Genomic DNA, 20,110 nt, shown 5'->3' with positions numbered 1-20,110 from the left:
CTTATATAGGCAAATAACAATGATACATATTAGGAGTGACATTCATGGAAAGAACATTTTTAATGGTTAAGCCTGACGGCGTTCAACGCAATTTAATCGGTGAAATCGTTTCCCGTTTTGAAAAGAAAGGCTTCCTTCTTGCAGGAGCAAAATTAATGGTCATTTCTCAAGAATTGGCTGAGCAACATTATGGCGAGCACAAAGAACGTCCTTTCTTTGGCGAATTAGTGGACTTCATTACTTCAGGCCCTGTCTTCGCAATGGTTTGGGAAGGTGAAAACGTAATCGCTACTGCACGTCAAATGATGGGTGCCACTAACCCTAAAGATGCAGCAGCAGCAACAATTCGTGGCGATTTTGCCGTAACTGTTGGCAAAAACATCATTCACGGATCTGATTCAGCTGAAAGCGCTGTACGTGAAATCGGTTTATTCTTCAAAGAAGAAGAACTTGTTGAGTATTCTAAACTTGTTAACGAGTGGGTTTATTAATTAATACGATCACTTTAAAAAAAGCGGGTTCCATCGTCATTATGCGATGGAACCCGCTTTTTTTGAGTTGCTTTTTTAGGTTCGAACAGCAACGTAAGGAATTATTTTAGTTTAAAGAAAATATGGCACTCTCCGATATATAAAGAGAAGATCCACTTAAAATAATTATGTGCAGGGGAGTCGTGGGAATGCCTCAAGAATATGAAGAGTTTATTCGTAATATCAAAATGTTGACGGGCATTGATTTAACATTATATAAGGAAGGGCAAATGAAAAGGCGACTAACATCTCTATATGAAAAAAGAGGATATCATTCATTTCGTGAATACTATAAAGACATTCAAACCAATCCCGGAGTTTTAAATGAGTTTTTGGATAGAATGACTATCAATGTTTCCGAATTTTATAGAAATGCGAAAAGATGGGAAGTGTTGGAGCGGAAAATCCTTCCTGGGCTATTAGCAAGCAAAAAAAAGTTGAAAATTTGGAGTGCGGCCTGTTCAACTGGCGAGGAACCATATACGATTGCAATGACATTATCCAATCTGGTTCCACTAAGCCAGATAGAGATATTGGCGACGGATCTGGATGAAAATGTATTGGCGCGAGCGAAATCGGGGATGTATCCTGAACGTTCCTTAAATGAAGTACCTGAAGAAATCAAAAGGAAATACTTTGAAAAAAAAGCGGATTTTTATCGTGTCGATGATGAAATCAAGAGAAGGGTAACATTTAAAAAGCAAAACCTTCTCGCTGACCGATTCGAACAGGGGTTCGATTTAATCGTTTGCCGCAATGTGTTAATTTATTTCACTGAAGAAGCCAAAAATTCATTATATGAAAAATTCAGTGCATCACTAAAAAACGGCGGGGTTTTTTTTGTAGGAAGTACAGAGCAAATATTCACCCCAGGAAAATATCAATTTGAAACGATCGACACATTTTTTTATAAGAAAAAGTAAATACTTTGGAAAAAAGGGACTGATTCTGCACATGAGCATTCAGTCCCTTTCCGTTTGTCGTGTAATAGTAAATCCAGTGGAACTCTAATTTGAAAGATTAAACGATATCAAAAATGTTTAAGTACTTGTAAAATAGAAAGAAAAGTGATTAAATTCAAACAATATGGTTTTTACGTTTTACATATACCCACATTTCATAAAATTGTGGTATATTGATACATATACACTTTAAAGTGCTAAAAGGGGGCTGGAAGATGAGATATTTAACAGCGGGAGAATCACATGGTCCGCAATTGACTACTATCATTGAAGGATTACCGGCAGGAATGCCGATTTCGAATGAGGATATTAATCAAGAATTAGGGCGCCGGCAAAAAGGGCATGGACGTGGAAGAAGGATGCAGATCGAGAAAGATCAGGCTTTTATTTCTTCGGGAATCAGACATGGCTACACACTCGGTTCACCGGTTGCTTTGGTGGTTGAGAACGATGACTGGAAGCATTGGACAAAGATTATGGGAAGTGAAGGGCTTTCAGAAGAGGAAGCTGAAGAAATTAAACGTAAAATAACCCGGCCTCGTCCAGGTCATGCCGACTTGAACGGCGGGATTAAATATGGGCACCGCGATTTGAGAAATGTTCTGGAACGTTCTTCAGCCCGTGAAACGACAGTAAGGGTGGCAGCAGGTGCTGTCGCTAAAAAGCTATTGTCTTTATTGGGGATAGAAGTGGCATCGCATGTTTTGGAAATTGGCGGTGTGAAGGCAGAACCGCCAAAATACGAAACGATTCAGCAATTGCAACAAGTAACAGAAGAATCTTCTGTTAGATGTTTTGACAAAAACGTAGAACAGCAGATGAAGGATGCAATTGATGAAGCGAAACAAAAAGGAGATTCCATAGGCGGAATCGTTGAAGTCATTGTAGAAGGAATGCCGGTGGGTGTGGGAAGTTATGTGCATTATGACCGTAAGCTTGATGCAAAACTAGCCGCAGCAATAATGAGCATCAATGCATTTAAAGGTGTTGAAATAGGTCTTGGATTTGAAGCGGCCCATCTATTCGGCAGTGATGTCCATGATGAAATCGCATGGGACGAAGAACAGGGTTATTACCGGAAAACCAATCGCCTTGGCGGTTTTGAAGGCGGAATGACAACTGGAATGCCGATAGTTGTACGCGGTGTGATGAAGCCGATCCCCACTTTATATAAACCTTTGAAAAGTGTTGATATTGATACGAAGGAAGTGTTTGAAGCAAGTGTCGAGCGTTCCGATAGTTGTGCAGTTCCTGCAGCAGCAGTAGTTGCTGAGGCGGTAGTAGCGTGGGAACTGGCGGCTGCCATCGTTGATCAATTCCCTTCAGATCGTTATGAGCAATTAGCTGAATACATAAGATCATATCGGGAAGAAGTAAAGGGGTTTTAAATCATGGAATCCATCCAAATAAAAACGGCTTCCAAGCAATATCCGGTTTTAATTGGCAAGAAGGCAATAAATGAATTGCCCGAATTAATAACAAATGAATTAAATCATCTAAACAAGATTCTGATCATAACTGATGAGAAAGTGGCTGCACTTCATTTGCAGACTGTGAAAAACGCCCTGATCAAGACGGGAAAACCGGTCCTGCATCATGTAGTGCCAGAAGGGGAGCATGCTAAAACATTCGATGTGTTTTATGAATGCCAAAGCTTCTGCTTATCCCAACAGATTAATCGCAAGTCATTGATTATCGCCCTTGGCGGTGGTGCAGTCGGTGACTTAGCTGGATTCGTTGCGGCTACTTTTATGAGAGGGATTCCATTTATACAGGTTCCGACGACTTTGCTCGCCCACGATAGTGCAGTGGGCGGCAAGGTTGCCATCAATCACCCGCTAGGGAAAAATATGATTGGGGCCTTTCATCAGCCTGAAGCGGTCATTTATGATCTTGAATTTTTAAAAACTCTGCCTCTTAAAGAATTAAGGTCAGGTTTTGCAGAAGTCATTAAACATTCCTTGATAGCAGATAATGAGTTTTATCTATGGTTAAAGTCGAATATTGTTGATTTGAATGATATAACGGATGAGCAATTCCTAACCATGATTACAAAAGGGATTGGCATCAAAGCTAAAACTGTCGAAGAGGATGAGAAGGAAAACGGCATTCGTGCCTTTTTGAATTTTGGTCATACACTTGGACATGCAGTGGAAGGTTCAATGGGATACGGAAACTTTACGCATGGGGAATCCATTTTAATCGGGATGGTGTATGCTCTTAAATTAAGCAGAAAGAAAGTGGATCTTGATTTTAAACTAGATGAGTTCATTAACTGGGTTTCTACTTTAGGTTATCAAATAACCATTCCAACCCGACTTGAACATGCATTGCTACTTGAATTAATGAAAACAGACAAAAAATCGGTCAATGATGCAGCTACCTTTGTCCTGCTAAACGAAGTGGGGTCACCGCTAGTAATGGATATAGCCGACTCTGAGCTGATAAAGGAAATGGCGGATATGATATAGAGTTCAGGAGAAGGGGGGACTATGTGTGATAAGAGGAATAAGGGGTGCCACTACAGTAGAAAGAGATACAGAAATGGAAGTGATTTCCGCCGTCGAAAAGTTGATGGCAGAGATCATTCAGGTCAACGAGATTGATCCCGATATGGTAGCTTCTGTATTTTTTTCCGCTACGGAAGAGATTCGTTCTGTCTTCCCTGCCAAAGCCTTGAGGAAATTCGAAGGCTGGACTTATGTACCGGTTACATGCATGAAAGAAATACCGGTGAGCAATTCCTTGCCATTTTGCATCCGGGTCATGATCCACGTAAATACGACAAAATCTCAAAAAGAGATACAGCATGTATACCAGGCAGGGGCTACGGTATTACGGCCAGATTTGACAAAGCAGATATAAGATGATTTTAAATCTATGAATATGTTATACTATTCTCACACTTTCTTACTTTAAAGTGATAAATATATATATATAGAGGTGATTGACATGAAATGGAATGAAGCGGTCCTTTCCTTGAAGTCTTATCAACCGGGAAAATCCACTGATGAAGTGAAAAAATTATACGGCTTGGAAAAAATCACGAAATTAGCTTCAAATGAAAATCCTTTTGGCTGTTCGGAAAAGGTCAAGGAGTCCGTTAGGAATTCAACCCATTCGTTTGCCATCTATCCTGATGGATATGCAACGATGCTTAGGGCAGCTGTTGCAAAACATACAGGTGTGAAAGAAACTCAGCTTATTTTTGGAAATGGATCTGATGAGAACATTCAAATCATCTCCAGGAGTCTATTGGGAGCTGGAAAGAATACGGTCATGGCAACAGGCACTTTTTCGCAGTATCGCCATAATGCCACGCTAGAAGGTGCGGAAATCAGGGAAGTTCCGCATATTGACGGTGCTCATGATCTAGAAGGAATGCTTAAAGTAATAGATGACAAAACAGCGGTTGTCTGGCTTTGTACACCAAATAATCCAACAGGTACATACATTTCGGAACAGGACCTATTATCGTTCATCGAAAAAGTGCCGGAAGATGTTCTTATCGTTTTGGATGAAGCTTATTGTGAATATGCAACGGCTGAGGATTACCCGAGAACGAATCAATGGATTAATAAATATAAAAATTTAATCATACTCCGGACATTCTCAAAAATTTATGGACTTGCCAGTTTTAGGGTAGGGTACGGTTTGGCGGATGAGGATATTATTCAGAAACTAGATCCATCCCGGGAACCATTCAATGTGAACACATTCGCACAGAATATTGCTATCGTCGCTTTGGAAGATCAAGCCTTCATTGAAACATGCAAGGAAGAAAATCAAAAAGGGCTCAAGCGGTACTATGAATTTTGCAATAAGGAAAATTTAGCTTATTACCCGTCACAAGGTAATTTCATCTTTATCCATTTTAAACAGGATGCCGATGCGGTGTTTCAATATTTGCTTGAGCGCGGGTACATCGCAAGGTCGGGGAAATCTTTCGGTTTTCCTAACAGCCTGAGGGTAACGATTGGTTCTACGGAAGAAAATGAAGGAATGATTAATGCTATTAAAACTTTTTTGAATGAAGTTGAGGCACCTTCTGATTCGCTGCTTTAACGTTTCATCAAACCTAGAGGAGCATAAAAGATGCGGGGGAGAGAAGAGTGAAGGGTAAGGTTTTTGTAATAGGTCTAGGTCTAATTGGCGGATCACTGGCCATGGCTGTACGCCATGCACATCCTGAAGCCGTGATTGTTGGTACGGACCTAAGTGAAAAGAATATTCAACTATCGATGCTATTGGGGATCATTGATGATTCTGTATCATCTTTGGAAGCGGGAGCATGTGAAGCTGATTTGATTCTACTTGCTGTGCCTGTCAATGAAACCGTGAAGATTTTAGCTCAATTGGCTGATATGGATTTAAAAAGTGATGTCCTCATATCGGATGCAGGAAGTACGAAGGATACAGTCGTTAAGGCAGCAAAACCATTGATAGATAAAGGGGTGGCCTTCATCGGGGGGCACCCTATGGCTGGTTCCCATAAAAGCGGCGCTGCGGCAGCCAAATTGCATTTATTCGAACATGCATTTTATTTGCTTACTCCCGGAGATTCCATCGAAGAAGAAAAAGTTGAGCAGTTAAAAGGGTGGCTACAAGGGACAAGAGCTAACTTTCTGGTTGTGAGTCCTGCCACACATGATAAGCTGACTGGGGTCATTAGTCATTTTCCGCATATTGTCGCATCGGGGCTCGTTAAGCAGGCAGAAAATTACAGTAAGGAAAACAAGTTGATTTCAAGGCTTGCAGCAGGTGGATTTCGAGATATTACAAGAATTGCTTCAAGCAGTCCGGAAATGTGGCGTGACATTTTGTTACATAACCGGGATGTGCTACTTGAATTAATGAATGATTGGCTGAATGAAATGGAGCATATAAAAGGTCTCGTTGCGAATGAAGATAGTGAAGAAATCCTTCGATTCTTTACAGATGCCAAGATTTTCAGGGATGATTTGCCAACACATGCGAAAGGCGCCATACCAGCATTTTATGATTTATATATCGATATACCGGATTATGCCGGAATAATTTCTGAGATTACCGGATATTTGGCTCAAGAAGGTATCAGCATTACAAACATAAGGATCATTGAAACCAGGGAAGAGATATACGGTGTGCTGGTCATCAGCTTCCAAACGGATGTTGATCGCATAAAAGCTGCGGAGTGTATTTCAAGACATACAGATTATGAAACGATCCTGGCATAATATTGATAGGGAAGGATGGTTTTATGAATACAAAAAAATTACAAACGAACATCCAAACATTACGTGGTTCGATTGCCATACCTGGAGATAAGTCGATCTCCCATCGTTCGATCATGTTCGGAGCCCTTGCCGAGGGGGAAACGACAGTCACTAATTTTCTTCCAGGAGCCGATTGTTTAAGTACCATCTCCTGTTTTAAGCAGCTGGGAGTCCATATTGAACAAGATGGCCAGCACGTCAAAATTGAAGGCAAAGGTTTTAATGGATTAAAGGAACCTGAATCAGTTCTGGATGTCGGAAATTCTGGTACCACGATCAGGTTAATGATGGGCATTTTGGCAGGACAGGAATTTTCGGCCGTTTTGGCAGGTGACGAATCGATAGCGAAACGTCCAATGACCCGGGTAGTCAACCCTCTTCGTCAGATGGGAGCAGTCATTGATGGCCGAAAGGAAGCCGAATACACCCCGCTCTTCATAAGAGGAGGCAAATTACAAGGGTTTCGCTATGAATTGCCTGTAGCAAGTGCGCAGGTAAAATCAGCGATAATCTTGGCGGGTTTACAGGCAGAAGGTGAAACGATCATTATCGAACCGGAAGAGACCCGTGATCATACAGAACGAATGATCCAAGAGTTTGGCGGGAAAATCGAAAAGGACGGCCAAACGATTAAAGTAAGCGGAAATCAAGTCTTCAAAGGGACCACCATCCATGTGCCGGGTGATATTTCTTCAGCGGCTTTCTTCATGGTGGCTGCAGCGATTACGGAAAATAGTGAAGTGGTGTTAAAGAATGTGGGCCTTAATTCGACAAGGACTGGAATCATCGAGGTCATGAAATCGATGGGGGCGGATATTACGATAGAGAAGAAGACGAGCGAGGGTGAACCTGCAGGAGACATCACTGTCAGAAGCTCCCGATTAAAAGGAACGACCATCAGCGGTGATCTGATTCCACGTCTCATCGATGAAATACCGGTAATTGCACTTTTGGCAACACAGGCTGAAGGGATAACGACAATCAAGGATGCAGCAGAACTTAAAGTGAAAGAGACGAATCGAATTGATACTGTTGCAAATGAGCTTTCCATCCTGGGGGCAGATATAACCCCGACAGCAGACGGATTGATCATCAAAGGACGTAAAGCCCTGAATGGAGGTATGGTTACAAGCCATGGAGATCATCGTATCGGGATGATGCTTGCTGTAGCGGCTTTGATAACGGATGGGGAAGTGGAACTTGCTGACCCTGATGCCATAGATGTATCATATCCACAATTTTTTGGGCATTTGACGCAATTGATAAAGTAAAGATAAAAAAAGTTTACATACCTTATTTGGTCTGTAAACTTTTTTTAAATGCTTAAAAGTGTTGAAAGCGCTAACATTGCGGGCTTTTTGTACCAGTATTAATCATGAAAATAATGAAAAAGGGGTTCATGATCAAAAAGGAGATTTACCGTAGCGTGGAGAATTAACTAGTAACCTTTTTTTAATGAGAATGGGAGGGGACTTCATCAATGGAATACAGGGCTACAGTATGGTAAACTAATGAATACTGTTTACTATGCATCTCGCGAATTACATGGTATTTTGTACTTAATGACAGAATATGTAACATTATGGCGTGAGTGTGTATGACTAGGGACCAAGTCTATCATGCAAAAGGAAGGATTCAACAATGAACACAGTGGAACAAGTTATACAGCATTTAAAAAAAGGGGAATTAACAGAAGCTCTTAAACATATAAATCGAATTAAATCATCAGAGTCAGCGGAGGACATATTGTTGCTGGCCGAAGAAATGCTCCAGCTTGGGTTTGCGGAGGAGGCAAAGGATCTTTTTGAACATCTGTTGGAACTCTATCCCGATGAAGGGGAATTGATTGTTTCGTTGGCGGAAATCCTGATTGACATGGACCAGGAAGATGAAGCGATGCTGATGCTTGAAAAAGTAAGTGCAGATGATGAAGTATATCCAAGTGCTTTGCTTTTGGAAGCGGACCTTTATCAATTACAGGGGATGGATGAGGTCAGCGAACGGAAATTACTGCAGGCCAAGGAAATGCTTCCAGATGAGATCATCATTGATTTTGCACTAGCTGAACTGTTCTTTCATCAAGGAAGGGATCAGGAAGCCATTGCAAATTACATAAAGGTTTTGGAACAGGAACAAGAAATCGCTGGTGTTAATGTCAATCAGAGGCTTGCTGAAGCACTAAGCAGTTCAGGGAAGTTCGAGGAGGCCCTTCCGCACTTTGAAAAGGCCTTAAAGGATGGACTTGAAATCAATACCCTATTTGAATATGCATTTACAGCTTTTCAGGCAGGTCTTTATGAGACAGCCGTACGAAAGTTTATTGAACTGAAAGAATTAGATCATGAATACCATTCTCTATATTTGTACCTGGCAAAGAGTTATGAACATCTTGAAGATCTGGAAAAGGCCTTGAAAACGGTCAAAGAAGGAATCAAGGCTGATGAATTCAATAAGGAACTTTACTTCTTCGGTGGAAAAATAGCCTTGAAAAGCGGGCTTGATGAAGAGGCGGAAAATCTATTTAAAGAAGCACTTGCCATTGATCCGGGATACCTGGAAGCTGCACTGACCCTCTTGAAATTGTATATGCACAACGAAAGGTATGAAGATGTTTTGGAGTGTATTGGTGAAGTTAGGCGATATGGAGAGGATGATCCGCAGTTTGAATGGATAGCTGCTGTATCTTATCAGCATACTGAACAATTTAAAGAGTCATTAACCAGCTATCATAAAGCATATAATTCATTCAAGGACAATCAAGATTTCCTTGAAGATTATGGTTTCTTTTTAATTGAAGAAGGAGACAGAGCCACATCTAGAGAAGTATTTAATAAGCTGCTTGAGATGAACCCGGCGAATGATGAGTATGCGATGATTTTGGAGCGGCTAAGTGAAAGCACAGATGAAATGTAGATAAGTGAAACAAAACTAAATCAAGACAGAGGAGGGAATTCATGGTGGCTGCCCCTGTTTCTGTGAATGAAAAGAAGGATTTTATTCGGTGGTTTTTAAATCATTATCAACTGAAACGAAGAGAATGCGTTTGGATATTGAATTACTTAATGAGTCATGATCAACTGATGAAAAAGGTTCATTTTGTAGAAAATGCACAATATTGCCCACGTGGACTGATTATGTCGACACATTGTGTGGATGAGGTCCCTTTCAGGTTCTATAAGTCCAATATCATGACGACCGATGCAGAGAAATCTTTTCATGATATCCGTTTAAATCGGGATGAAGACATTTATATTCAGCTCAATTTTAAATCGTCTTACTCTTCCTATCAATATGCAGCGGTACTCGAGCACAATCCCTTCATGCCGAAATCGACGGCATCGAATGAAAAAGATCAGCTGCTGGCTGAACAATTTTTAGAAAGAAGCATGTTGTATTTTCAAAGGGACCGTCTGCTTAAGGAAATCGATGAAGCACTTGATAAGCATGATGAACAAGCATTTAAGAACTTAACCGAACAATTGAATCAATTAAAAGTGCTTGGATGAAATAAATTGACCTTTCCGTAATCAGGAAAGGTTTTTATTTTTTATAAAACAATGATAAAATCCACATTTTTGTAAAGACTATGGGTATATGGTAAAGATGTTATAAAAATAATGGTAAAATGATAAGGAGTTGATTCAAAAAATCGGGAGTGAAGAAAAAACATGAAGTGGACAGCAAAAGATCTTGACATGTATATGCAGTCAAAAGAGTATGTGGATACCGTTTTGATTCCTTTGGTTCCCCTATCTTTTAAAGGGCAAATGAAACAAACGGGCTCAATGAATGAATTTCTTACCATTTTAAGCTTGGAAATTGAAAAGCAGATGAAAGGAAGGATTCTTTTATTGCCAACATTTCATTATTTAAGTGATGAAATGGATAAGGTTGAGCGGTTAAAGCATTGGGCCAATGAAGTGAAAGAAAATAATTTCGAGCATGTTTTTTTTCTTACATCGGATTTTGAGTGGAAAAAGGAAGAGCGGGAATTAGAAAATAATTTAGTATGGATTCCTGCCATCCCCCTGGAGGGGCTTGAAATTGAACAAGCAAGGGAAATGATTAACCAGCAAGTTCTCCAAATCCTTGATATTTTCTCTTATAATTGGAAAAATGAAAAAAAGTAGGATTTTTCGCATTATTTGACACATAGTTGCCACCTTTTGGGTTTTACAAATATTGACCTTGGTAAATTATTGAGATATCATGGAAATGTCCTAGTTTTATAGTGTCGCTATTTATTGGTCCTTTGGGCTCTCAGTATAGTAATAGAGGGGGGGAAAACGCATGAGCAAGCATAATGTTTCACGACGTCAATTCCTTAATTACACACTTACTGGCGTTGGTGGATTTATGGCGGCCGGTATGTTGATGCCTATGGTTAGGTTTGCAATTGATCCTGTTTTATCAGCTGATAAAGGCGGGGATTACGTTGCAACTAAACAGAAGGTAGGTGAACTGACTACCGAACCAACCCGAGTCGACTTTAGTTTTAAACAGGTCGATGGGTGGTATGAGTCTGAAGAAACAAATACAGCTTGGGTTTACAAAACGGATGATGGTAAGATCGTTGCTTTATCTCCAATCTGTAAACATTTAGGCTGTACGGTAGGGTGGAATACGGATAAGACTAATCCGAATCAATTTTTCTGTCCTTGCCATTACGGCAGGTATACGAAAGATGGGATGAATGTCAAGGGGACACCGCCGGTTTCACCATTGGATGTCTTTGACACGAAAGAAAAAGATGGAATACTTTATTTGGGTCAACTAAAACCGCACGGGGAGGCGTAAACATTGCTAACAAAGTTATATGACTGGGTGGACGAGCGTTTAGATATTACGCCGTTATGGCGGGATATTGCTGACCATGAGGTTCCTGAACATGTTAACCCCGCACATCATTTTTCTGCATTCGTATATTGTTTTGGTGGGTTAACTTTCTTTATTACGGTCATCCAAATCTTGTCAGGCATGTTCTTGACGATGTACTATGTCCCGGACATTAAAAACGCTTGGGAATCTGTTTATTATTTGCAAAATGAAGTTGCCTTCGGTCAAATTGTCCGTGGTATGCATCACTGGGGAGCAAGTCTAGTTATCGTTATGATGTTTTTACATACTCTTCGTGTCTTCTTCCAGGGAGCTTACAAAAAACCGCGTGAATTGAACTGGATGGTCGGCGTATTGATTTTCTTCATCATGCTGGCATTAGGCTTGACTGGTTATTTATTGCCATGGGATATGAAAGCGCTATTCGCAACGAAGGTTACTTTGACAATTGTCGAATCGGTACCGTTGATGGGACCGGCACTCAAGACATTGATAGCAGGAGATCCAACCATCGTTGGTGCACAGACATTGACACGATTCTTTGCAATTCATGTATTCTTCCTGCCTGCAGCATTATTTGCTTTACTAGCGGCTCATTTCCTGATGATCCGAAAACAAGGTATTTCAGGTCCACTATAAAAGAATGGTGAACCAAGAACCAAAAAAACCTTTTCATAAAGGAGGGGAATTGTTCAATGCATCGTGGGAAAGGTATGAAATTCGTAGGTGACTCGCGTATCTCCGCGGACCGTAAACCGAATATTCCGAAAGATTATTCAGAATATCCTGGGAAAACTGAAGCATTTTGGCCTAATTTCCTTTTAAAAGAATGGATGGTAGGAGCTGTATTTCTTGTAGGTTATCTATGCCTGACAGTCGCACATCCGTCACCGTTGGAAAGGATAGCAGATCCTACAGATACAGCGTATATTCCGCTGCCAGACTGGTATTTCCTATTCCTTTACCAATTACTTAAATATACCTATGCTTCAGGCCCTTATAATGCAATCGGGGCTCTAGTAATACCCGGTTTGGCTTTCGGAGCATTGCTCTTGGCACCTTTTTTAGATCGTGGTCCAGAGCGGAGCCCGGCAAAACGTCCTTTTGCAGTAGGCTTCATGCTATTGGCAATTGCCGGCGTATTCTATTTAACATGGGAGTCTGCAGCCCACCACGATTGGGAAGCTTCCAAGAAACAAGGAGCGATTGTGGAAGGTGCAGACATTGATAAAGAGAGCGATGGGTATAAACTGATGGATTCCAGTGGCTGTATTAGCTGTCACGGAGCAGAGTTAACTGGTGGAGCAGGAGCGCCAAGCTTAATTGACACTGGCTTGAGCCCAGAAGAAGTCTCTAAAATCGCAGTCAAAGGCCAGGGCGCTATGCCAGCTGGCATGTTCAAAGGTACAGATGAAGAATTGGCAACATTAGCTGAATTTGTATCTGGTTTATCGGCAAAATAATATAGCCATCAACAGCATTTTCTTTCTTATGCTGCAAATCAAGCTGACGACTACGGTTGTCGGCTTTTTTATTGGTAAATTGAAGCGTTAATGAGAAGAAATTGAAATGAATACTTGGTTTTCTGGTTGATGGCCTGTAAAATGAGTATACATGAGAATGTAAGTGAGGGTAAAAGAATGAATGTTATCTACAGTTGGCTTGCAAATCGGCAAATGCTTGCTTTGTTATTAATAATAAATATATTCGGAACTGCCTATGGATATTATTGGTACGGTAGTCAATTGGAAAGCACTCCGGCGATTTTTTTGGCATTTGTACCGGACAGCCCGACAGCCAGCCTGTTTTTTGTATTTGTTTTATTGGGGTTCCTGTTAAGAAGGAATTTTGGACTTATGGAAGCGTTGGCGATAATATCACTATTCAAATATGGCATATGGGCAGTAGTAATGAATTTGATGACCTTCGTGACAACAGGTTCTTTGCCATGGGAAGGTTATATGTTAATGGCTTCCCATTTGGGGATGGCGATTCAAGGGGTATTATATGCACCATTTTATCGAATAAAACCTTGGCATTTGATAGTGGCAGGGATTTGGACCATACATAATGACATAATCGATTATGTTTTTAAAATGATGCCAATTTACCGTGATTTATTGGTATATATGAATTCGATAGGTTATTTCACTTTTTGGCTCAGCATACTTTCCATTTTTGTCGGCTGGTACTTTGGATACAGAAAAAAAAGAATCACCCTATCCTTCATCTCTTAAAAAGTTAACTATAAATACAGCTTTGTAAAAGCAGGGTTAACTTTTTTATGATGAACGAGGTCTACTCATGTTTTTTCTTTCATATCGTTTTAGTAGAGATATGAGGAGGGACGAGTAGCATGTTGAAAAAATTCATATTAACCATTGCTGTTTTATTTGTCGTCTTACATTTCCCTGTCTATGCAGAATCCTCTTCAAGTTTGGAGCAATTAGATAACATTTCCGATAGAGCCTTGGAAATGACCAAGTTGAAGCGATATGGAGATTCGGAAAAGATGCTGACGTTTTTTTCTGACCGGTTTTTAAAAGAGACAGCGAAAGAGCAGATCCTTGACATGGACGAACTTCGAATTATCACTGTAGCTCATAATGAGGCGTTGATGACAATAAAGGATATGAACAAGGGAGATTCCGAAAAGGTTAATTCTGTTACAAAGTTCCGGCTTGTTGTTGATGCGGTCAAGTCTACCCATCAGCCTCTTTGGACAGAGATGGAGGATCAAATGATGAATTCTTTCCAGCAGACAAAGAATGCCGCGATCAATCAAGACACAATTAAATTCAATAGCCAATTGAACTTATTCCTATCACAATATGAAATGATATATCCAAGCTTGAAAGTCGACCTTTCTAAAGAAACGATGCAGCAACTGGACACGAGGATTCAATACATCAACCAATACCGTCCGGAGGTAATCAGTGATGGAGAAAGTCAAAAGGAACTGGATGCGCTGCAAAACGAACTAACCTCCATTTTTGATGATATGGGGGAAGATGATGCAGATCCTTCCCTTTGGTGGGTCATCATATCGACAGGCTCAATCATTATCATGACGCTTTCTTATGTTGGTTGGAGAAAATATAAAGGTGATAGGGAAAAACCAAGGAAAGAACATAATGATTAAAAAGACAGGGGAAGAGAACACTATATTTGACACGGTTGCCTTCAATCCATAGAATTAAGAGTAATAATAGTTATAGGAGGATACCATGTATTTCATTTATTTGGCGATTATCATTTTAATCCCGATTTATGCACAAATGAAAGTGAAAAGCACGTATAAAAAATATTCAAAGGTATCAGCCTCTTCTGGTATGAATGGTGCTGAGACGGCACGGGCCATTTTGGATCAAAATGGACTGTTCAATGTCAGGGTCGAAGAGACACCTGGAATGCTTTCGGACCATTACGACCCAAGGGATAAAACAGTGCGTTTATCGACGGAAAACTATCACGGCCATTCCGTTGCCGGTGTAGCGGTTGCAGCCCATGAAGTTGGACATGCGATTCAAGATAAAGAAGCATATGCATTCTTGCGTTTCCGCCATGCATTAGTACCGGTAGCTAACTTTGGCTCTAACATATCTTGGATTTTGATTTTAATCGGGATGTTAGCTTCACTTCCTGGGTTGCTATTGGCAGGTATCGTATTTATGGCAGCCGCTGTATTGTTCCAAGTGATAACGCTGCCGGTTGAATTCAATGCTTCTTCTCGGGCGATGGATCAACTCGTTTCCGCTGGGGTCATCCGGAATGATGAAGAACGCGAAACGAAAAAAGTATTAAGTGCCGCTGCGATGACTTATGTTGCTGCCGCTCTTGTAGCCGTACTGGAATTAGTTCGTCTTCTGCTTATGTATACAGGAATGAGGGAAGAAGATTAATTTGAAAAAGGACACCATCTGCGATGGGGTCCTTTTTTCATTTTTAAAGGTATTTGCTGTACATTGCTAATAAAATTCAGTTGGAAAGGGCAACATTCATAAGGATTGCATTCCATCGGTATGCCACAAATCAATGGATTACCTTTCAATGGGATTCTTGTTCTCATCAAGGGTAAAGCCCTCACCCAATACATCATGCACTTCACTTACAGATACGAATGCATGAGGGTCCACCGATGTTATGGCATTTTTTAAGCGGACTAGTTCATTTTTACCAACAACACAGTAGAGCACTTCCCGGTCATTGCGTGTAAATGATCCATATCCCCTTAATACGGTTACGCCCCGCTCCATATCATTCATGATTTTTTCAGCAATTTGCTTGTTTTTATCACTAATGATCATTGCACCTCTAGCAGCATAGGCTCCTTCTTGCATAAAGTCGATTACTCTGGCACCTATAAATACGGCAACGAGGGTATACATCGCTTCCCGGTAATCCAGGTAGGTAAGGATGGACAGGCCAATGACGACGGCATCAAAGATGAACATGGTCCGTCCCATGCCCACCCCTAAGTAACGATGGGCAAAACGGGCAATGATATCTACTCCGCCTGTTGTCCCGCCGTAACGAAAGATGATGCCCAGCCCGACACCTACCGAGACCCCGGCAAACAATGCCACCAGCATCAAATCGTTACCGAGGTCGATTTCAATTTCGTATCTCTCGAAAACCCATAGCCAAACGGAGAGGCCAACCGTTCCGATAATCGTATAAAGGAAAGATGTGCGCCCTAAATATTTCCACCCTATTAAAAATAAGGGAATATTCAAAATCAAATTAGAATATGAAGGATTTATCCCGATAAGTTGATATATAATCAAGGTGAGACCGGTGAATCCGCCTTCGGCCAAGTTGTTCTGCATGTTAAAATGCACGAGGCCAAAGGCGAATATTCCAGCCCCAAAAAGGATGAATATAATATTTTTCAATTTTAATCCCAAAAGCATGTCCCATACCTCCAAAGTTTGCAAATCATCAATTTACTTATTATAACTAATTAACCAACTATGGGCAATTTAGATTAGCGAACGTATCTGTTGTCATCTGTTTCACTTTTAGCTAACATGGAGAAGGTATGATGTTTGAAAACGAAAATCAAGAATGGGTGACTATATGGAAAAGCATAAGACGATCCAACAAATGCAAGCGGAAGTCGACCAATACATAGGACAATTTAAAGAAGGATATTTCAGCCCTCTGGCCATGCTCGCCCGTATGTCTGAAGAACTTGGGGAATTGGCTAGGGAAGTCAATCATTACCATGGTGAAAAACCAAAGAAAGCAACAGAGGAAGAGAATACGATTGAAGCGGAATTAGGGGACATGCTTTTTGTCTTGATTTGTTTTGCCAATTCTTTAGGGATTGATCTTCAAAACTCGCATGATTTGGTCATGGAGAAATTTACAACCCGCGATAAAGATAGATGGACAAGAAAAGAAGAGAAAATGGAGGAGGAAGGTAAAGATGAGTAAAGTTAAAGTGATTGTAGCTGGTCCACGTGGCAGAATGGGAAATGAAGCGGTGAAGCTTGTACACAGGACAGAAGGGTTTGAATTGGCAGCTGTCATAGATCGCAAGCATAACGGGGAAAGCCTCTCCGCAATAGAAGGTTTTCAGGGTATTGAAGCGCCGGTTTTTTCGGATATAAATGAATGCTTTTCTTCTATAAAGGCGGACGTATTGATCGATTTGACCACACCAGAAGTGGGGATGTTCCATACCGAAACGGCACTTAATCATGGCATCCGTCCTGTAGTGGGAACGACTGGTTTTACTAAGGAAGATTTAGCTAAGCTGGATTCATTAACAAAAGAAAAGGGCATTGGTTGCATCATCGCGCCAAACTTTGCAATTGGAGCCATTTTGATGATGAAGTTTTCCCAAATGGCCGCAAAGTATTTCCCGGATGTGGAAATCATAGAAATGCACCATGATCAAAAACTGGATGCACCTTCTGGAACTGCTTCCAAAACGGCAGACATGATTGCAGCGGTACGTGAAACAAAACAACAGGGGCACCCTAATGAAAAAGAAACCATCCAGGGGGCAAGAGGTGCAAATGTAGATGGCATGCATATCCACAGTGTACGGCTACCGGGACTGGTTGCCCATCAACAGGTGCTTTTCGGTAGTGATGGAGAGCTATTGACGGTTCGGCATGATTCCTTTAATCGAGCGTCCTTCATGTCAGGTGTCAAACTTGCTGTCGATACCGTCATGAAATTGGATGTTCTTGTATACGGCCTGGAAAATATTATTGAATAGGGATCAGGAGGATTTACGATGAAAATTGCCTTAATTGCCCATGATATGAAAAAAGAAGATATCATTCAATTTGTAACAGCCTATAAAGATGTATTTGAGCAGCATGAATTATTTGCAACAGGTACCACTGGGAAACGAATCATGGAAGAAGTATCACTGCCTGTCCATCGTTTTCATTCAGGACCTCTTGGCGGGGATCAGGAAATAGGTGCAATGATTGCACGCGGAGAAATGGACATGGTCCTATTTTTCCGCGATCCTTTGACATCACAGCCACATGAACCGGATGTATCGGCGCTTATACGCCTATCAGATGTATATGAAATTCCCTTGGCGACAAATATGGGCACGGCAGAAGTGCTGATACAAGGTTTGAAACATGGGTATATGGACTGGCTAAAACTACGGCAAAAACAAGGTGAGATAAATGATAAACAAAAGTAACATAGATATCCTGGCTTTCGGCGCACATGCGGATGATGTTGAAATCGGTATGGGTGGCACGATCGCTAAATATGTGCAACAAGGCAGGAAAATTGTCATTTGTGATTTGACAAAAGCTGAAATGTCATCCAATGGATCCGTTCCATTGCGGCAAGAGGAAGCGCATAAGGCTGCTGAAATCCTTGGGGTGAAGAGGATTTCCCTTAATCTACCCGACCGGGGACTATACATGAAAGCGGAATACATAAATCAAATCATTACGGTCATTCGCCAATATAAACCTGCCCTTGTATTTGCACCATTTTTGGAAGATCGCCATCCGGATCATGGTAACTGTGCCAAATTAGTCGAGGAAGCAGTTTTTTCGGCAGGAGTAAGAAAGTATATGGAAGAAGAAGACCTGGATTCTCATCGTATCCAAAATATGTACTATTATATGATCAATGGGTTTCACAAACCGGATTTCGTCGTGGACATCTCTTCTACAATATCGAACAAGCTGGATAGCCTTAGGGCATATGGCAGCCAATTCGAAAAAAGTCAAGTATCTGTAGAAACACCGCTGGTTAATGGCTATATCGAGACTGTAGAGGCACGGGAGCGGATGTTCGGCAAAGAAGTGGGTGTCGCCTTTGCGGAGGGATTCATGACAAAAAAGCCGTTACTGATCGAAGCCGATTTGTTAGGAGAAAAATAATCTTATGAAATTAAAAATTGGAATTACCTGTTACCCTACAGTTGGGGGTTCTGGCGTCGTAGCAACTGAATTAGGTAAGATGCTTGCAGAAAAAGGACATGAAATACATTTCATTTCTTCGAGCATCCCTTTTCGCTTGAATAAAATGTACTGTAATATTTTTTATCACCAGGTTGAAGTGAACTCATATTCAGTCTTTCAATATCCACCATATGACCTGGCGCTTGCGAGCAAGATGGCGGATGTCGTAAAACGGGAGAAATTAGATATTCTCCACGTTCATTATGCAATTCCACATGCAGTTTGTGCGATCCTTGCAAAGCAGATGTCAGGTAATGAAGTAAAAATCGTAACCACACTGCATGGTACGGATATAACTGTATTAGGCCATGATCCCTCATTGACCAATTTGATAAAATTCGGCATTGAGCAATCCGATGTCGTTACAGGAGTATCTAATTCCCTTGTTCAGCAAACGCACGAATTAATCTCGCCGGATAAGGAAATCAAAACCGTTTATAATTTTATTGATGAAAGGGAATACCATAAAACCAATTCCGATTATCTAAAGGATGAATACGGAATCAGGGAAGATGAAAAAGTGATCATACATGTTTCGAATTTCCGTTCGGTCAAGCGGGTGAAAGACGTCATTCAGGCGTTTTATTTAACACAAAGGAAAATGCCTGCAAAGCTTCTACTCGTAGGAGACGGGCCGGAAGTGACAACCGTATTGAAATTGGCTAAAGATCTTGGAATCGATGATTCTGTCTTGTTTCTTGGTAAGCAGGATAACCTTGCCGAATTATATTCAATCAGTGATTTGATATTCCTGTTATCGGAAAAAGAGAGTTTCGGACTTGTGCTGCTCGAGGCGATGGCATGTGGAGTTCCATGTATCGGGACGAATATCGGGGGAATTCCTGAAGTCATCGTTGATGGGGAGACTGGTTATATTTGTGAATTGGGAGATGTCAAAATGGTTGCTGAAAAAGCGATTGGACTTTTAAGCGACCCGATTTTACATAAACGCTTTTCTGAAGCTGCGCTGGAAAGGGCCAATTCTGATTTTCACTCCGATACGATTATGTCAGAGTATGAAGCCATCTACATTCAAGCACTTGAAGGTAAATCCATGGAATAGGGAGGGGAAT

23 protein-coding genes are annotated in these 20,110 nt (G+C 41.0%); 22 read left to right on the top strand and 1 reads right to left on the bottom strand.

Features of this window, described 5'->3' with window-relative positions; genetic code table 11:
• The first annotated feature begins 44 nt into the window (after positions 1-44).
• The 17 genes from ndk to Q8G36_RS07055 all read left to right on the top strand — a co-directional run bounded on the left by ndk (position 45) and on the right by Q8G36_RS07055 (position 15,485).
• A complete protein-coding gene (ndk, locus tag Q8G36_RS07135) occupies positions 45-491 on the top strand; it encodes a nucleoside-diphosphate kinase (RefSeq protein WP_034308008.1) in 447 nt (148 codons plus the stop codon).
• Between the two features lie 188 nt (positions 492-679).
• Complete coding sequence (locus Q8G36_RS07130) at positions 680-1,453, top strand: CheR family methyltransferase (protein ID WP_305160093.1); 774 nt, start codon at positions 680-682, stop codon at positions 1,451-1,453.
• A gap of 254 nt (positions 1,454-1,707) precedes the next feature.
• On the top strand, positions 1,708-2,880 hold the full coding sequence (gene aroC / locus Q8G36_RS07125) for a chorismate synthase (protein WP_144478429.1): 1,173 nt from the start codon (positions 1,708-1,710) through the stop codon (positions 2,878-2,880).
• 3 nt (positions 2,881-2,883) lie between these two features.
• Positions 2,884-3,963, top strand: a complete 1,080-nt coding sequence (gene aroB / locus Q8G36_RS07120; protein ID WP_305160092.1) for a 3-dehydroquinate synthase — start codon at positions 2,884-2,886, stop codon at positions 3,961-3,963.
• A 25-nt stretch (positions 3,964-3,988) separates the two neighbouring features.
• Complete coding sequence (gene aroH, locus Q8G36_RS07115; RefSeq protein ID WP_095389661.1) at positions 3,989-4,357, top strand: chorismate mutase; 369 nt, start codon at positions 3,989-3,991, stop codon at positions 4,355-4,357.
• Between the two features lie 87 nt (positions 4,358-4,444).
• Positions 4,445-5,557, top strand: a complete 1,113-nt coding sequence (gene hisC / locus Q8G36_RS07110; RefSeq protein ID WP_305160091.1) for a histidinol-phosphate transaminase — start codon at positions 4,445-4,447, stop codon at positions 5,555-5,557.
• A 47-nt stretch (positions 5,558-5,604) separates the two neighbouring features.
• Complete coding sequence (locus tag Q8G36_RS07105; RefSeq protein ID WP_305160090.1) at positions 5,605-6,708, top strand: prephenate dehydrogenase; 1,104 nt, start codon at positions 5,605-5,607, stop codon at positions 6,706-6,708.
• Between the two features lie 23 nt (positions 6,709-6,731).
• A complete protein-coding gene (gene aroA, locus Q8G36_RS07100) occupies positions 6,732-8,018 on the top strand; it encodes a 3-phosphoshikimate 1-carboxyvinyltransferase (protein WP_305160089.1) in 1,287 nt (428 codons plus the stop codon).
• Between the two features lie 370 nt (positions 8,019-8,388).
• The gene (locus tag Q8G36_RS07095) at positions 8,389-9,660 is read left to right on the top strand and encodes a tetratricopeptide repeat protein (RefSeq protein WP_305160088.1); all 1,272 of its coding nucleotides are present in this window, start codon (positions 8,389-8,391) and stop codon (positions 9,658-9,660) included.
• Between the two features lie 41 nt (positions 9,661-9,701).
• On the top strand, positions 9,702-10,253 hold the full coding sequence (locus Q8G36_RS07090) for a ReoY family proteolytic degradation factor (RefSeq protein ID WP_063233222.1): 552 nt from the start codon (positions 9,702-9,704) through the stop codon (positions 10,251-10,253).
• Between the two features lie 162 nt (positions 10,254-10,415).
• On the top strand, positions 10,416-10,877 hold the full coding sequence (locus tag Q8G36_RS07085) for a YpiF family protein (protein ID WP_305160087.1): 462 nt from the start codon (positions 10,416-10,418) through the stop codon (positions 10,875-10,877).
• Between the two features lie 160 nt (positions 10,878-11,037).
• A complete protein-coding gene (locus tag Q8G36_RS07080) occupies positions 11,038-11,544 on the top strand; it encodes a ubiquinol-cytochrome c reductase iron-sulfur subunit (protein ID WP_034307977.1) in 507 nt (168 codons plus the stop codon).
• 3 nt (positions 11,545-11,547) lie between these two features.
• Positions 11,548-12,222 (top strand): menaquinol-cytochrome c reductase cytochrome b subunit, encoded by a 675-nt coding sequence (gene qcrB / locus Q8G36_RS07075; protein WP_034307974.1) that lies wholly within the window; start codon positions 11,548-11,550, stop codon positions 12,220-12,222.
• 56 nt (positions 12,223-12,278) lie between these two features.
• Positions 12,279-13,046 (top strand): menaquinol-cytochrome c reductase cytochrome b/c subunit, encoded by a 768-nt coding sequence (locus tag Q8G36_RS07070; RefSeq protein ID WP_214750469.1) that lies wholly within the window; start codon positions 12,279-12,281, stop codon positions 13,044-13,046.
• A gap of 177 nt (positions 13,047-13,223) precedes the next feature.
• Positions 13,224-13,820 carry a DUF1405 domain-containing protein gene (locus Q8G36_RS07065; RefSeq protein ID WP_305160086.1) on the top strand — a complete coding sequence of 199 codons (597 nt, stop codon included), beginning with the start codon at positions 13,224-13,226 and terminating at the stop codon, positions 13,818-13,820.
• Positions 13,821-13,939: 119 nt separating this feature from the next.
• On the top strand, positions 13,940-14,725 hold the full coding sequence (gene ypjB, locus Q8G36_RS07060; protein WP_305160085.1) for a sporulation protein YpjB: 786 nt from the start codon (positions 13,940-13,942) through the stop codon (positions 14,723-14,725).
• 85 nt (positions 14,726-14,810) lie between these two features.
• Entirely contained in the window at positions 14,811-15,485 is a 675-nt protein-coding gene (locus Q8G36_RS07055; protein ID WP_305160084.1) for a zinc metallopeptidase, read from the top strand.
• Positions 15,486-15,623: 138 nt separating this feature from the next.
• Here the strand turns inward: Q8G36_RS07055 and Q8G36_RS07050 are convergent, their stop codons facing one another.
• Positions 15,624-16,496 carry a YitT family protein gene (locus Q8G36_RS07050; protein WP_305160083.1) on the bottom strand — a complete coding sequence of 291 codons (873 nt, stop codon included), beginning with the start codon at positions 16,494-16,496 and terminating at the stop codon, positions 15,624-15,626.
• 166 nt (positions 16,497-16,662) lie between these two features.
• On the opposite strand from Q8G36_RS07050, the gene Q8G36_RS07045 reads away from it, so the two are divergent.
• Genes Q8G36_RS07045 through bshA form a run of 5 tightly spaced genes read left to right on the top strand, consistent with a single transcriptional unit; the run spans position 16,663 to position 20,100 of the window.
• Positions 16,663-17,022, top strand: coding sequence for a nucleotide pyrophosphohydrolase (locus Q8G36_RS07045; RefSeq protein WP_076366321.1), 360 nt, complete (start codon positions 16,663-16,665; stop codon positions 17,020-17,022).
• Positions 17,015-17,815: a 4-hydroxy-tetrahydrodipicolinate reductase gene (gene dapB, locus Q8G36_RS07040; RefSeq protein WP_305160082.1), complete on the top strand. Its 801-nt coding sequence runs from the start codon at positions 17,015-17,017 to the stop codon at positions 17,813-17,815. Before Q8G36_RS07045 ends, dapB begins: the two co-directional genes overlap by 8 nt.
• An 18-nt stretch (positions 17,816-17,833) precedes the next feature.
• Positions 17,834-18,259 (top strand): methylglyoxal synthase, encoded by a 426-nt coding sequence (locus tag Q8G36_RS07035; RefSeq protein WP_048681639.1) that lies wholly within the window; start codon positions 17,834-17,836, stop codon positions 18,257-18,259.
• The gene (gene bshB1, locus Q8G36_RS07030) at positions 18,243-18,956 is read left to right on the top strand and encodes a bacillithiol biosynthesis deacetylase BshB1 (RefSeq protein WP_305160081.1); all 714 of its coding nucleotides are present in this window, start codon (positions 18,243-18,245) and stop codon (positions 18,954-18,956) included. Before Q8G36_RS07035 ends, bshB1 begins: the two co-directional genes overlap by 17 nt.
• 4 nt (positions 18,957-18,960) lie before the next feature.
• Positions 18,961-20,100 carry an N-acetyl-alpha-D-glucosaminyl L-malate synthase BshA gene (bshA, locus tag Q8G36_RS07025; protein WP_305160080.1) on the top strand — a complete coding sequence of 380 codons (1,140 nt, stop codon included), beginning with the start codon at positions 18,961-18,963 and terminating at the stop codon, positions 20,098-20,100.
• The last annotated feature ends 10 nt before the right edge of the window (positions 20,101-20,110 follow it).

The organism is Peribacillus frigoritolerans, from assembly GCF_030676415.1.
In the GTDB taxonomy this organism is placed as follows: domain Bacteria; phylum Bacillota; class Bacilli; order Bacillales; family DSM-1321; genus Peribacillus; species Peribacillus frigoritolerans_A.
Note: the sequence above shows the minus strand (reverse complement) of the source record. Positions and strands in the feature narration are given on the sequence as shown.

Excerpts from the sequence above, each read along its gene's own strand:
- aroA (WP_305160089.1), top strand. The coding sequence starts at position 6,732 with ATGAATACAAAAAAATTACAAACGAACATCCAAACATTACGTGGTTCG.
- bshB1 (WP_305160081.1), top strand. The coding sequence starts at position 18,243 with ATGATAAACAAAAGTAACATAGATATCCTGGCTTTCGGCGCACATGCG.
- Q8G36_RS07055 (WP_305160084.1), top strand. The coding sequence starts at position 14,811 with ATGTATTTCATTTATTTGGCGATTATCATTTTAATCCCGATTTATGCA.
- Q8G36_RS07080 (WP_034307977.1), top strand. The coding sequence starts at position 11,038 with ATGAGCAAGCATAATGTTTCACGACGTCAATTCCTTAATTACACACTT.
- aroB (WP_305160092.1), top strand. The coding sequence starts at position 2,884 with ATGGAATCCATCCAAATAAAAACGGCTTCCAAGCAATATCCGGTTTTA.
- Q8G36_RS07035 (WP_048681639.1), top strand. The coding sequence starts at position 17,834 with ATGAAAATTGCCTTAATTGCCCATGATATGAAAAAAGAAGATATCATT.
- Q8G36_RS07070 (WP_214750469.1), top strand. The coding sequence starts at position 12,279 with ATGCATCGTGGGAAAGGTATGAAATTCGTAGGTGACTCGCGTATCTCC.
- ndk (WP_034308008.1), top strand. The coding sequence starts at position 45 with ATGGAAAGAACATTTTTAATGGTTAAGCCTGACGGCGTTCAACGCAAT.
- Q8G36_RS07090 (WP_063233222.1), top strand. The coding sequence starts at position 9,702 with ATGGTGGCTGCCCCTGTTTCTGTGAATGAAAAGAAGGATTTTATTCGG.
- ypjB (WP_305160085.1), top strand. The coding sequence starts at position 13,940 with ATGTTGAAAAAATTCATATTAACCATTGCTGTTTTATTTGTCGTCTTA.
- dapB (WP_305160082.1), top strand. The coding sequence starts at position 17,015 with ATGAGTAAAGTTAAAGTGATTGTAGCTGGTCCACGTGGCAGAATGGGA.
- bshA (WP_305160080.1), top strand. The coding sequence starts at position 18,961 with ATGAAATTAAAAATTGGAATTACCTGTTACCCTACAGTTGGGGGTTCT.
- Q8G36_RS07130 (WP_305160093.1), top strand. The coding sequence starts at position 680 with ATGCCTCAAGAATATGAAGAGTTTATTCGTAATATCAAAATGTTGACG.
- aroC (WP_144478429.1), top strand. The coding sequence starts at position 1,708 with ATGAGATATTTAACAGCGGGAGAATCACATGGTCCGCAATTGACTACT.
- hisC (WP_305160091.1), top strand. The coding sequence starts at position 4,445 with ATGAAATGGAATGAAGCGGTCCTTTCCTTGAAGTCTTATCAACCGGGA.
- Q8G36_RS07085 (WP_305160087.1), top strand. The coding sequence starts at position 10,416 with ATGAAGTGGACAGCAAAAGATCTTGACATGTATATGCAGTCAAAAGAG.
- Q8G36_RS07095 (WP_305160088.1), top strand. The coding sequence starts at position 8,389 with ATGAACACAGTGGAACAAGTTATACAGCATTTAAAAAAAGGGGAATTA.
- Q8G36_RS07065 (WP_305160086.1), top strand. The coding sequence starts at position 13,224 with ATGAATGTTATCTACAGTTGGCTTGCAAATCGGCAAATGCTTGCTTTG.
- Q8G36_RS07050 (WP_305160083.1), bottom strand. The coding sequence starts at position 16,496 with ATGCTTTTGGGATTAAAATTGAAAAATATTATATTCATCCTTTTTGGG.
- Q8G36_RS07045 (WP_076366321.1), top strand. The coding sequence starts at position 16,663 with ATGGAAAAGCATAAGACGATCCAACAAATGCAAGCGGAAGTCGACCAA.